The sequence below is a fragment of the Lentzea sp. NPDC036955 genome (assembly GCF_055608005.1).
This window is the reverse complement of sequence record NZ_JBVJRC010000006.1, coordinates 601,982-615,741: the sequence shown is the minus strand read 5'-3', so window position 1 is coordinate 615,741 and position 13,760 is coordinate 601,982. Positions and strand designations below refer to the sequence as shown.

At 71.4% G+C, this 13,760-nt stretch carries 3 protein-coding genes; all 3 read right to left on the bottom strand.

The features are described from left to right. Nucleotides 1–3: 3 nt before the first annotated feature. Genes ACZ7CF_RS23395 through ACZ7CF_RS23385 form a run of 3 tightly spaced genes read right to left on the bottom strand, consistent with a single transcriptional unit; the run spans nt 4 to nt 13,605 of the window. On the bottom strand, nt 4–4,407 hold the full coding sequence (locus ACZ7CF_RS23395; RefSeq protein ID WP_470370575.1) for a ricin-type beta-trefoil lectin domain protein: 4,404 nt from the start codon (nt 4,405–4,407) through the stop codon (nt 4–6). Next, the gene (locus ACZ7CF_RS23390) at nt 4,404–4,946 is read right to left on the bottom strand and encodes an SMI1/KNR4 family protein (protein ID WP_360388792.1); all 543 of its coding nucleotides are present in this window, start codon (nt 4,944–4,946) and stop codon (nt 4,404–4,406) included. Before ACZ7CF_RS23390 ends, ACZ7CF_RS23395 begins: the two co-directional genes overlap by 4 nt. Beyond that, nucleotides 4,924–13,605: a LamG-like jellyroll fold domain-containing protein gene (locus ACZ7CF_RS23385; RefSeq protein WP_470370574.1), complete on the bottom strand. Its 8,682-nt coding sequence runs from the start codon at nt 13,603–13,605 to the stop codon at nt 4,924–4,926. Before ACZ7CF_RS23385 ends, ACZ7CF_RS23390 begins: the two co-directional genes overlap by 23 nt. Nucleotides 13,606–13,760: the final 155 nt, after the last annotated feature.

Sequence of the window (13,760 nt, the reverse complement as noted above, 5' to 3'; positions counted from 1 at the left end):
CTGCTAGCTCGCCCTGAGCGGCACCGACCACCGCTGCTGCGGCGTGCCGACGCAGTCGTAGATCTGGATCTTCGTGCCGTTGTCGACGAGTCCCGCGTACACGTCCAGGCAGCGCGAGGCCTCGACGTTGACGAACGTGGCGTCCGGGCGAGCGGTCCACTGCTGGCTCAGGCCGTTGTGACAGGTGGCCACCACGGTCGGGGTGCCGTTGGGCAGTGCGCCGATGTCGAGGCACGCGCCCATGGACCGGATCGCGCCGTCGCCGATCGCCGCCCAGGTCTCGCCCTGCGGGCCGAAGCACTGCCACAGCCACACCGTGCCGTTGGCCGGGTTCTCCCCCTTGATGTCGGCGCACTTGCCCATGCCGACGAGGTTGCCGACCCACTGCGTCTGCGCGCTGAGCCGCCAGACCTGCGCCGGTGCCCCGGTGCAGTCCTGGATGGACTGTCCGGCGCCGTTGGCGGTGCCGGCCGCGGTCAGGCAGCGGCCGGACGCCGGGTTGACGATGGTGCCGTCCGGCCGCGACTGCCACTGCTGGTTGGGCTGGCCGTTGCAGTCGAACGGGTTCACCGCGCTGCCGGCGGTCGTGGCGGCGTTGACGATGTCGAGGCACTTGCCGCTGCTGGTGATCCGGCCGTCACCGGTGATCGCCCACTGCTGCGCGGCGTTGCCGTAGCAGTCCCACGACTGGGCCTTGTTGGTGCGCGGGTCGCCGCTCGCGATGTCCAGGCACCGACCGGACGCGGCGTTGACGAGTGCACCCTGCTGGCCGTGCTGGTCGGGCAGCCGCCAGACCTGGTCCGACCGCGCCGCGCAGTCCTGCAGCCGCAACGCAGCCGAACGGTCGGTGGTCGCCGGCGTCAGGCACCGTCCGGATCGGACGTTGACCAGTGCGCCGTCCGGGCGCACCACCCACTGCTGGGAGTACTCGCCCGGCGTGCACGCCACCAGCACGACAGCGGTTCCGGCGGCGGTGCCGTTGTTCTGCGCGCCGAGGCACTTGCCGACGTTGGTGACCAGGCCGTCGACGGTGGTGGTCCAGCGCTGGTTGGGGAAGTTGTTGCAGTCCCACATCTGCAGCTCGGCGACGTTGGGGTCGTAGCCGGGCACGTCGAGGCAGCGGTCGTTGACGCCCCTGATCTCGCCGTTGCGCACCGCGGTGTTGTTCTTGACGCGGAGGTTGCGCAGGTACGTGGTGCGGTACTCACCGTCGTTCTTGAAGCCGATGAAGCTGTTGACGTACGCCCGTCCGGCGTCGGTGACGGTGTGGCGGTTGACCTCCGCGCCGTCGATCTTGACGATGACCGTGTTCCAGGCGACCGTCACCTCGGCGGTGTGCCAGTTGCCCGGTGACGGGGCCTCGCCGCTGCGCGCCTTGCCCGGTGTGATCGAGCCGGCGCTGCCGTCGGTGCCGATCTCGACCTCCACGCCGTTGCCGCGCGGCACGGACGGGTTGGTACCGGGGTCGGGGAACATCACGAACAGGCCGGTCCGCGCCAGCGACTGGTTGCCGCGGAAGTCGAACTTCACCGTGTAGTCGTTGCCGAACGAGTGCGCGGCGTACCAGGACACGTCGTTGCCCTCGGTGGTCTGCAGCTCACACCCGTTGGCGGACAACGGGGTCGTGCCCGCGACCCGCCACGCCGACAGGTTCGTCTCCGCCCTGCCGTCGAACATGCTGGTGTACCCGGCCTCACCGACCGGCAGCGCGCACGCGCCGTCGTCGGTGAACTGCGTGCCGCCGAGGAAGTAGCCCTGGGCGTCCAGCGCGAACTGGGCGTTGCCGCGTTCGTTGCGCACGGCCACCTTGCCGCTCGCGCCCAGCGGCGTCAGCACGGTCGAGGACGACCGGCCGCGCTGCTTCACGGCCAGGTTCGTCACCGGCGACCAGCCGATCTCGGCGGGTGCCACCGACACCTCGGTGCCGAGCAGGTTCTCGGCGGCCGACGGCATCAGCACAGCGGCGGTGGCGGTGGCCGGGACTCCGGCGAGGCCGGTGACCTGGAACCGCGCGGTCTCGCCCTCGCCGAGCGGGCCGGTGCGCTGGCTGCCCGTCGCGGTGTCGGCGATGCGGGCCGGCTCGTCGAGCGGGACGTACTTGCCACCGGCACCGGCGGCGAACCAGCCGACGACGTCGAGCACGGCGTGCGCGCGGCCGGTGCTGTTGCGCAGCCGGATGTTGCCGTCCTCGCCGATGGCGACGATGGAGGCGTTGGAGCGGCGTTCGGTGCGGTTGGCGCTCAGCGCCGTGCCGCCGTTCTCCGTGCCGAACAGGCCCATCGCGGTGCCCAGGGTCGACTCGACGGCGGTGAGGTTGACCGCGACCGCCGTGGCGTTGTCCGGGACACCGTTGGCGCCACGGGCTTTCACGGTCACGACCTCGCCGGGACCGAGCGGGGTGGTGCGCGGGCCGCCGTTCAGGCCGCGGGTGTCGAGCACCCGGACCGGGCTGTGCTGGGGGAAGTAGGTCGAGGCGCTGTTCGGGCTGAAGTAGCCGAGCAGGTCGACGTTGTCGAACACCGGTCCCGCACCGGCACGCAGCCGCACGGCGCGGTCGGCGCCGAGCTTGGCGATCACCAGGGCGTTGACCCAGCCGTCACCGGGCTGCACGCGCAGCGTCGTGGCCTTGCTGGTCGAGGAGTTCTCCGGGAACACGTCAAGCCCGCTGGGCACGTCGACCGCACCCGACGCCGGGTTGGTGCGCAGTGAGATGTTGAGCGCCACCGCGGTGGTGTCGGTGGGGATGTCCGGGATCGGCAGGGTGAAGACCTCGCCGGCCGCGAACGCCCTGCCCTGGATCACCGAGACCTTCGGGAACGGCGTGTACCCGGACCCGGTCACGACCGGGACGGTGTCCGGTGTGCCCATCGCGAGAACTCCGGTGCCCCACTGGTTGTCGGACTTGCGCGGGTTGGTGCGCGTCTGCAGCGCCGTCTGGATCTGCGCGGCGTCGAGCTGAGGGTTGGCGGACTTCAGCAACGCCGCCGCACCCGCGACGTGCGCCGCTGCCGCGGAGGTGCCGCTGAGGTTCTGGCCGCCGTAGGTGGAGGTGCTGACGCCGGCGAACCCGGTGAGGTCGGGCTTGAGCCGGCCGTCGATCGTCGGGCCTTGGCCGCTGTAGTTCTCCAGGGTGCCGCTGCCGGGCCGGGTCGCGCCGACCGCCATGACGTACGGCGAGGTGGCGGGCTCGGTGACGCTGCCGGCCGGGGTGTTGTACTGCAACGGGTCGCTCGGCCCCGACACGAACAGGTCGAGCCGGGTGGTGAACTTCGCGTTGTGGTTGCGCACGTACAGGTAGTAGAACTGCGCCGCCCCGGAGGAGTTGGTGAACGTCACCTCCTCGGTCGGCCGCGCACCACCCGAGACGTCGCGCTGGTTGGTCGTCGACGCCGCCACGACCGCGGAGTCGGTGGGACCGGTCGGCGCCTTGGGCTGCGACATGACGTAGAGGTCGAGGTCCTCGTTCGTCCTGGGCCAGCCGTCCCACCGCAACGCCACGGTGGTCGTGACACCGGCCGCGACGTTGAACCCGTTGTTCTGCGCGGTGCCGTCGAACTCGACGAACCCGTTGCCGTTGGCGTCCACCGCGTTGCCGGCGAAGTGGTCGCGCGCCAGGTTGCCGGCCGCCACGGACCACGTGACACCCGCCTCGCGGGCCTTGCGGACCACGTCGGCGGGACTGCCGGCCTCGCCGGTGCCGTCACCGCGCCCGGAGCTGAGGAATCCGATGGCGGCGGTGATCACCTGGACACCCTGCTGCCGCAACCAGTTCGTGGCGTTCTCGAAGTCGAGCGGCCCGTCGACGCACGCCCCGAACAGCTGCGCGTCGGGGGCCATGTCGTGCACCACCTCGGCCACGGCGGTGCCGTGGCTCGACGACCTGGTGGCGTCGTGGCAGCCGGAGTTGTCGACGGCGACGTTCGCCGGCAGCTCACCCTCCTGCTGCGCGTCGCCGAGTCCGGCGAAGCCGACGTCGATGACGCCGACCTTGACGCCCTGCCCCTTCTTGCCCGCGTTGATCCAGCCGTCGGCCCCCGACGCCTGCACGCCTTCGGAGGTGACGGCCATCGGGATCGCCCGCTCCGGCCGCTTCACCTCCACGATGGACTGCTCCTTGCCCAGCGCCGCCACCTTGTCCTGCGGGACGGCGACCTGCGCGCGTGAACCCTGGGTGGCGGTGACCTCGCCGCCGAGCTTGGTGACCGCCGTGCGGACGGCCTTCTGGTCGCGGCCGTCGACGTAGAGCAGGACCTTGCCGTCGCGGTCCTTCGGGACCGCCTCACCGGGCCGTGGAGCGCTGATCGACTGCGGGACGTCGGCTGTGGCGGCCGTCGGAACCGTTGCCACGCCCGCCGTCCCCAGCAGCAGCGCGACACCTCCCACGACCACGCGTCTCATGCGGTTCATGCGTTTCCTTCTCGTTGTTCGGGCTCGAAGTCGGGTTCGACGCCCTGCAGGCAGGGGTCGAAGAACTCGTGGGTGAACCGGCCGGTGAGCACGTCGCGCAGGAACTCCGACGCCGTGCCGGGGTACTCGCCCCAGCCGGTGAGCTCGTCGTCGCAGAACACCGTCGGCCAGCGCGCCGGGTCCTCGTCCCCGGTGCGCCAGAAGAAGACGTGCCCCTCGGTGCTGCTGGCCCACGGCAGCAGGCCGCCGGGCGCCGGGTACGCCGGATGCGCGGTGTCCGCCGCCTCGCGCAGGACGGCCAGTGCGTCCTGCGCCTCCCACAGGAACGGCGAGTTCCCGTTGGCCAGCCGCACCGGCGAGGGCACCGTGACGAACGAGCTGAAGTACCCGGTCGGGAACCGGTTCACCAGCGCGTGGAAGTCCGGCGGCAGGCCGATGCCGAGCGTGCGTTCCACGTCCCGCACCGCCTCGTCCGCGTCGACGGTGCCCTGCCAACCGACCAGTGCGGCCAGTTCGTCAACACGTGGGTCGTGTGCCATTGAGCTTTCCCCTTGGGTAGCCGGATGCCGGGTGCGGGTTGAAGATCCTTTGGCCACAGGTGAAGCCCTTGTCCCCGACGGCGTAGATGTCGACGGCGGAGGGCACCGCGTCCTCCGGCCGGGCGTAGATCGCCTCGACGCGGTAGAAGACCCGCTGGCCGCTCCTGACCGCGTCCGCGATCTCGTTCTCCACGCCGAGCATGTCCGTCTGGTTCACGTCGGCGTCCAGCGGCACGATGTTCTCGCGTCCGCCCTTGCCGAAGAACTGGTAGCCGATCAGGTGGCTCTTGTTGTGCTGCCCGTGCACGTAGCCGACCGGCTTCTGCTCGTAGCGCGGCCCCTTGGGCTTGAGGTCGGTCAGGCACACCGTGCCCGCGGTCGCGCGCTGAGCGGGCCAGCCGCGGCTCTTGCCCGCGTAGGGTCCGGTCCAGTTCTTGATGTCCTCCATCTCGTCGTTGAACACCTCGTTGACCGCGACTCCCGGATCGCCTTCGAGACAGCCCTCCTCGTCGGGCTTGCGCTTCTCGTCGGCGCCGATCACCGCGTCGTACGGCTGGCCGATCAGGTCACCGACGATGTCGACCACGGTCGGCGTCACCTTGGTCGCGATGTCGATCAGGGTGTTCGCCAGGTCGGTGATGACGGTCAGCGGGCTGGTCGGGTCGTACGAGGTCGGCGGCCGCACGACGGTGCCGCCGGGTGGTGGCCGGAACGCGGGCTTGTGCAGGTCGGTCCACCAGCGCGGCGGGGGCGGCGGTGCGGGCCTGGAGATCGGCTTCGGCTTGCGCGCGCCGGGTCCCTTGTACCCACCGGGACCGGCCACGCACGTCTTCTTCTGCCGGCAGTTGGGTGGCGGAGGCGGCGCGACCTTCTGCCCACCCCGGTTGCACCCGCCGATGTAGTACCTGCAGTTGCGGCCCACCGGGATCGGGTCCTCGTCACCACCGGCCTTGGCGTTGTAGCAGCCGTACCGGGGGCATTCCCCGTTCGCCAGCCGCCCGGCGCAGTCGGAGTCGAAGAGCGTGTGCTTGATCGGTTCCCAGAACGCGTCCCACGGGGTCTTCACGTCCTTGCCCACGTTGTACAGGCACTGCGCCATGTCGTGGCCCGATTCGTCCACTCCGGACAGCGGGCTGCTGTTGCCGTAGGCGTACCGGTTGGCGGCCGAGGACGGCGTCGGGTCGAGCGTCCAGCCGTCCCTGCTGGCGAACCGGCCGGTCTCCGGCAGGTACCAGCGCGCCGACATGTTCACCGCGCCGGTGCCGGAGTCGGTCCAGTCGCCCTGGAAGCCGACGGAGGCCGTGTCACCCGACGACGAGGTCACCGCACCGAACGGGTCGAAGGACCGCCTGCCGTCCACGGTGTTGCTCAGGTACCGGCCCACCACGTCGCCGTGGCTGTCGGCGTAGAGCATCCGCGCGGTACCGGTGCCCTTGTCGGAGAACGCCGACCCGTCCGGCAACCGGCTGATCGTCCGCGCACCGTCGGACACCACCTCGTTGGTCTGTCCGAGGTAGCGGAACCCGGTGCCGTTGCGCGCGGCCACCCGGTCCAGCGAGTCGTAGGTGTAGCGGGCCGCACCCATCGCGGTGAGCCGGTCGAAGGCGTCGAACGACGAGCCGTTCACCACGCCGTCACGGGTCTGCGAGGACAGCGTGCCGCGCGCCGTGTAGTCGTAGGTGACCCCGTCGCCGGAGGTCAGCCGGTTCTGGGCGTCGAAGGCGAACGTCCGGTCGCCCGCGGACGTCCGGTTGCCGGCGTCGTCCCAGCCGTAGGCGGTGGCCTTGCCGGCCTGGTCGGTCCACGACGTCAGGCGGCCGGCGCCGTCGTAGCCGTAGGTGTCGGCGTTCTTGGCCGTCACCTGGTTGTCGCGGTCGTAGCCGTACGTGGTGCCGAGCAGCACCCGCGGCGGCACCCCGACGTCGATGGTCTGCTGCACCTGGTCGGAGACGAGCCGGCCGAGCTCGTCGTAGGCCATGCGCCGCACGGTGTAGCCGCCGAGCGCGCGGTCCGCGACCGAGGCGGTGCGGCCTGCCTTGTCGTAGCCGTAGTCGGCGGTGCGGCCGGTCAGGGCATCGGCCGCCGACGTCAGCCGGCCGGCCTTGTCGTAACCGAACGCGGCCGTGCCGGAGGCGTCGGTGCGGCTCGCGACGGTGCCGTCGCCGTTGTAGGTGTAGGTGGTGTCACCGCCGGGGCCGCGCGCGGTCAGCAGGTTGCCGCGGTCGTCGTAGCGGTAGAGGTCCGATCCGGCGGAGGCGAGCCTGCCCGCGGCGTCGTAGCCGAAGGTGCGGTCGGCGGTCTCGGACTCGGCACCGGAGCCCTTCTCCAGCGTCACCCTGCCCTGCGCGTCGAACGTGCGGGTCACCTCGACGCCACCGGGCTTCGCCAGCCGGACCGCCTGTCCCCCGGCGTCGTAGGACGACGTCCAGGTGGCACCACCGGGTTCGACGACCGACTCGGGCAGGCCCCACGGCGTGAAGGTGTAGGTGGTGGCGTTGCCGCGACCGTCGACGAACCGGCTGCGGTTGCCCAGCGCGTCGTACCCGGTGGTCGTGACGACCTGCTTGGTCGCGGAGACGTGTTCGGTCTGCCGGACGACGCGGTCGAGCGCGTCGTAGCCGTAGGTGACGAGCCGGTCCTCGGCACTGCGGGTCGCGGTCACGTTGCCGTTGGGGTCGTAGTCGGTGACCGAGGCGCGCTTCTCCTGCCCGGCGACGGACTGCGCGGTCCGCACCGCCCGGCCCAGCAGGTCGAACGACGTCGTGGTGGTGAGCCCGGTCGCGTCGGTGACGGAGCTCCGCCGGCCGGCGATGTCGTAGCCGTAGCTGATCGCACGGGACGTGGCGTCGGTGCTGGAGGTCACCTCGCCCGCCGCGTTGTGGGCCGCCGTGGAGACGTTGCCCTGCGGCGTCTCCACGGACACCGCGTTGCCGGCGTCGTCGTAGCCCGTGCGGGTCGTGTAGTAGAGGGTTCCCGACGGCGTGCGGTCCGCCTGCGTCACGGTGACCCGGCGACCGAGCTCGTCGTAGGTGAACGACGTCTGCGCACCGCCGGCGTCCGTGCTGAGCAGCAGCTCGCCGTTCTTGGAGTACCGCGACGACAGCACGCTCGGCGAGGAGCCGACCTGCGGCAGCGTCACGGTCGACACGCGGCCGTACGGGTCGAACGTCCGCGAGGCGGTGCGCTGCAACGCATCGGTCGTCTTGACCGGGTTGCCGGCGTGGTCGTACTCGGTGCGCGTGCCGGCACCCTTGATCGGCTGCCCGCCCGCCGGTGTGTAGTCCGGCAGCGCACCCGACACCGCACGACCCATCAGGTCGCGCTCGGTCGTGGTCACGTTCCCGGCGCCGTCCCGCGTTTGCGTGACCTCGCCGAAGGCGTTGTGGCCCAGCACCTCCGCACGGCTGAAGCCGGTCGTGCGGACACCCGCGACCCACGCGTCGGCCGCGGGGTGCGTCGTGCGCACCAGCTGACCGGCGAGGTCGTAGTCGTAGAACGTGGTGATGCCGCGCCGGTCCGTCGAGCTGCGGACCAGACCGCGCTCGTCGCGGTCCACCGACGCCGAGACGGTGGTGGAACCGTCGAGGAACGCGTCCTCGCGCACCTGCAGACCCGCGGCGTCGTAACCGAAGACCGTCGTCTCGACCCGCGTGGGGTCTGCCGCGCCCCGCAGCTCGGTGCGCGTGACGTTGCCGCCGAGGTCGTACTGGTTGGTGGTGACGCGGTTCAGCCCGGCCGGGTCGAACGCGGCCGTCACGACGTTGCCCGCCGCGTCGTGGGTGAACGTCGTCCTGCGCCCGCCCGCCGTGGTCTGCTCGGTCAGCTGGCCGGCCGGGTCGTAGGCCCGTTCGTCGAGGGTGACGCTGCGGCCCTGGACGGTGCGGCGCACGTTCGCGAGGAGGTCGTCGTCGTAGTAGCTGTAGGAGGTCAGCCGGCCCATGGCGTCCGTGACCGAGGCCAGCCGGCCGGCCGGGTCGTAGGCCCGCGCCTCCAGTGTCATCGAGGTGGCGGCCGGGTCCTCCGGGTTCACACCGGGACCGGAGGCGGCGCGGGACAGCAGCCGGCCGCGTTCGTCGTAGCGGTCGGACCACGACGTTCCGCGCACGTCCTTCACGACCTGGGTCAGGCCGTTGTCGGGGTACGACCGCTCCTCGACCCCACCGTCGGCGAACTCGATGCGGGACAGGCGGTCCGCCGCGTCGTAGCCGTACTTCGTCGACCGCGCCGGATCGCCGCCGGTGCTGTCGGACAGGGTGGTCTCGACCAGGTTCCCGTTGCCGTCGAAGCGGTGCGCCGTCACCGCGGTGTGCGTGACGCCGGTGACCTCGTTGCGGACGCCCGGTGCGGTCACCTTCACGACCTCGGAGCGCGGCGAGTACTCGTAGGTGGTCGTGCCCAGGGCACCGTCGCCGCTGTTGACCAGCGACTCGGTGGTCTGGCGGCCGAACTGGTCGTAGCCGTAGCGCGTGCGCAGCCCGGTCGGTCCGGTCAGCTCGTCGAGGTCGCCGTTGGCGCGGTAGACCCGCCTGGTCAGCTCGCCGCGCGGCCCGGTGCTGGTCAGCAGCAGGCCGGCGGGCACCTTGCCGCCGCCCGCGGCGTCCTCCGCGCCGGTCGTGTACGTCGTCGACTCGGTCGGCGCGGTCGTGTGCCCGGCCGGGACCGGGCGGGTGACCCGCAGTGGCCGACCGGCGGTGTCATAGGTGTACGAGGTCCGGTACTGGGTGTCGGCCGGCCCGGACGAGCGGGCGTCCGAAGAGGACTCCAGCTTGTCGCGGCGCGGGTCCAGCACCACGTCGGACTTGACGTAGGTGAAGTACTCCGTGTTGCACGAACCGGCGGTGCGGCAGGTCTTGCGGCTCAGCACGTTGCCGCGTTCGTCGGTGGTCTGCTCGGTGCGGAACCCGTTCTCGTCGACGGACGCGGACGGGAACCCGGCGGTGTTGTACTCGTAGCGCGAGACCTCCCCGTCGTGGGTCCGCGAGGTGAGCCGGCCGCCGTTGTCGACGTCGAACGCGTAGGTCCAGTCGCCGTAGCCGGACGGGCCGCGCGTCGTGACGGTCCGGACGGCGTCGAGCACCACCGGGGTGTCGAGCGTCCACAGGCGGCCGCCGTGGTCGGTGAGCGTGCGCACCCGGTCGAAGACGTCGTCGTAGGTCAGGGCCGCGAACCGGCGTTGGTCCTGCGGCAGCTCGACCTTGCTCAGCTGCTCGGCCGGCCCGCCCGCGCGGAAGTGCGTGGCGGCCGCGAGCGAGCCGATGGTGTGCTGGTAAAGCGCCACCTCGTCGATGGCACCGGAGAAGTAGAAGTCGCCGCCGTTGGTGGCGGGCCAGCCCTTGGCGTTACCCGCGCCGAGCGTCAACCGGCCCTGTCCGCGGTGGTCGACGAACCCGAGCAGCTCCTGGCCCACCGCGACGCCGTCGACGTACATGACCTGCCGGTCGATCGCCGCGGACAGCACCACGTGGTGCCACCTGTCGTCGTCGACCTGCCGGGTGCTCACGATCTGACGCGGCCCGCCGGTGTCGCGCAACGAGAAACCGCCGTACAGCAGGCCGTCCGTGCCCACGTACAGGATGGGCGTGGACTTGCCGCCGGCGGGGAACGCCTGGTCGGAGTAGCTCAGCAGGGTGCCCTGGCCGCCGGTCTTGAACCACAGCTCGACCGCGAGCGACATGGTCGAGGTGGTGAGCTGCTCGGGCAGCGTGACGTAGCTGCTGTTGCCGTCGAACGTACCGGCCTTGTCCGCCGTGCCGCCGAGCGCTCCGGTACCGCCGAACAGCACACCGTGCTGCTTGCCCGCGTCCGCGCCGTCGCGGCGGGCCACGGCGTTGCCGACGGTGTCACCGCCGGTCTCGCCCAGCCGCCAGTACGCGCGGGGCTTGTTGTCGAGCACGGTGCTGCGGTAGTGCGAACCCTGCTGGTAGCCGTAGGTGGTGCAGTTCGGCGCCGCTCCCGGCGCGCACGCCTTGGTCAGCTTGTCGCCGTCGTAGGTGTAGGTCCAGGTCTGGTCGCCGCCCGCGGTGACGGCCGTGACGTGCGTGCCCTGCCAGGTCATGCGCAGAGCGCGTTTGCTGACGTCGTTGGTGATCACCGAGACCCGGTCGGAGGTGTCGTAGGACAGCGTCTCGGTGAGCCCCGCCGGGTCGGTGATGGTGATCAGCCGGCCGAGCTGGTCGAACGTCCAGCGGCTGCCGGAGACGTCGCGCATCGTGTAGGTGCCGGTGTCCGTGCGGTGCACCAGGTCCACGTTCTGGCCGAGCGGGGAGGCGTAGCCGCCGTCGGGGTTGCGGCCGAAGCGCACCTGCCGCCCGGTCGGGAACGTCAGCACCTCGTTGCCGGACCGGTCGTCGTCGTGGCGCAGCCGCATGTCGAGCCGTGACGCCCACCCGGCGCCGAACGCGGTGTCACGGCGCGGGTCGAGGCTGTTGTAGGTGCGGGTGATCGTCAGGTCGGGGCCGACCGTGGCCACGGACGCGTCGGTGACGACGGTCGAGTAGTTGCCGATCTGCGGGTCCAGGCCCGGTCCCTCGTTGCCGTCCGGGCTGCCCGCGAGGTGCGAGGTGATCTCCGGCTGGTGCACGCGGGTGGTGAACGACAGCCGCACGCCGTCCTTGACGCTCACCCAGAACGGCGTCTCGTTGACGGTGTCGAAGACCTTGACGCCCCAGAAGTAGGTGCGGCCCCAGAACAGGTTCGGCGGCGCCCACGACTGGGCGGTCCAGCCCGACTCCTGGCAGTCGCGCGTGAGATCGGGATCGGAGCAGACGCGGTACCGGTAGGTGAGCCCCTTGCCCGGCCAGCCGTCCGGGTCGGTGCCTTCCGCGTACAGCGTCGGGGTGAGCGTCTCCACGACGGCGCCGGCGCCGGGCTGCTGCAGGTTCGACGTGGGCGCGACGTTGTTCACCTTCAGCGCGAACTCGCCGTACGGGACCTCGTGGGCGACGAAGAAGTCGTTGCCCTGCGGGGTGAACATCGTGAGGAAGACCCGGTAGTCACCGGGGGTCAGCGGGTCGATCGGCACCTCGAAGGTGTTCGTCTGCCCCGGCGCGACGGTGGCCTTCCAGCCGCGCGCGGTCCGGATCTTCGCGCCGTTCTGCTGGATGATGTAGCCGAACTCGAAACCGTTGGTGGGCGTCCACGTCGTGGTGCCCAGGTTCGTGACCTTCGCGGTGAGCTTGCCCGCGGTCGCGGCGGTGGGCAGCGTGATCGCGGGAACCTCGAACCCGGCGCCCTCCGGTGAGTAGCGCACGTCCAGGAACGGTTTCTTCGGCGAGTTGGCCGAGCCGAAGCGCATGCCGTTGGGGTCAGCCTCGTCGGACGCCCGCAGCCCGAACCCGTGCGGCACCGCCGTGCCGTGGGTCCACCTGGTCATCAGCTCGTAGTTGAGGGGGAACGCCTCCCAGGCCGACCCGCCGCACGCGGCGCCGTGGGCGAAGGACCTGGTGGACAGCACCTCACCGACGTCGGCGCCCGGCCAGGTCGTGCTCGCGTCCCACGGCCTCGTCACCTCGAACACCGAGACCGACCGCGGCGCACAGGTGGTGGACTCGACGGCGAACACGTTCAGCGAGGCGCCGAGGACGAACTGGTTGCGCAGTGTGCCCAGGGCGTCGGAAAAACGCAGGTAGGACCGTGCCGGACCACCGGAAAGGCGGCCCGTGCGCAGCTCCTCCGCCCCGGCACCGGGGTTCAGGCCCTTCTGGACGTACAGGTCGTCCGCGTTGGCGTTGAACTGCGCGGCCGACGGATCGACGACGACCGGGTAGGCGCGGGCCGGGTCGTGCAGCCAGGCCTGGTCCAGGCCGACCTCCAGCCGCCAGCCCTTGTCCACTGTGGACAGGCGGTAGCGGACGCCGGTCGAGCGCGCGCCCGCGGCGTCGTCCATGAAGCCGGCCGGGATGACACCGATGACCTGGTCACCGTCGCGCAGCTCGATGGCGCCGCTGCCGGTCAGGCGGGGTTCGAGGTTGGTGAGGCGCAACGTGAACGTGTAGGTGGTGGCGGCGTCGGCGCGGTCGAGGACCAGTTCTTCCTTCAGGCCGGTGTGCTGGGCGGTCAGGCGCAGGCCGACGCCGGGGCGGACCTGCGGGTAGGTGATCGACGCGCCGGTGACCTGGCCGGGTGAGGCCGCGGCGTCGTCGAGGGTGAACTCCATGCGGTGGCGCTCGTCGAACGCGATGGCCGTGGCGCCGGTGGCGGTGCGGGCGAAGGCGGTGCCGACCGCGCCGGCCTTGGGCTCCCACCGGTCGCCGCGCGGGGTGAGCGTGAGGTCGACGGGCTGCCAGGTGCCGTCGGGCTGCCGGACGTTGGCCGGTGTGCCGTGCAGGCGCAGCGTGCGGGTGCCGTCGGGGTTGTCGAACGTCTCGGTGGTGGCGGTGCGGTCGCCGGGGCGTTCCTTCGCGGCGGGGTCGATGCCCGGTAGGGCTGGACCACGGGTCAGCTGTGGTGTGACCTGCTGCGGCGCGGCCACGTCGGGGTGAGCGTCGCCTTTGGACAGTTCTGTCCGGTCCGCCACGGCGCCCGGCGGTCGCGGCTGTTCGCGTCGGGGGCCGGTCAGCGCGGCCGCGGCGCTGGGGGCCTCGTGCGCCACGCCGTCCGCTGTCCCGCTGACCTGCTGCGGCGCCTCGGTCGACGCGCCCGCAGGCAATGCTCCGGACAAAATGGACACTGGAATCGAACCGGTCGAACCGGATGCGATGAGCAACAACACGACCACAACAGCGAGAAAACGGCGCGCGACAACGACACGTCTGTGCATGACAAAGCCCCCAGTGCCACCGGATGCCTCCCTCTGACACCCGAGCCGGGGCGAAC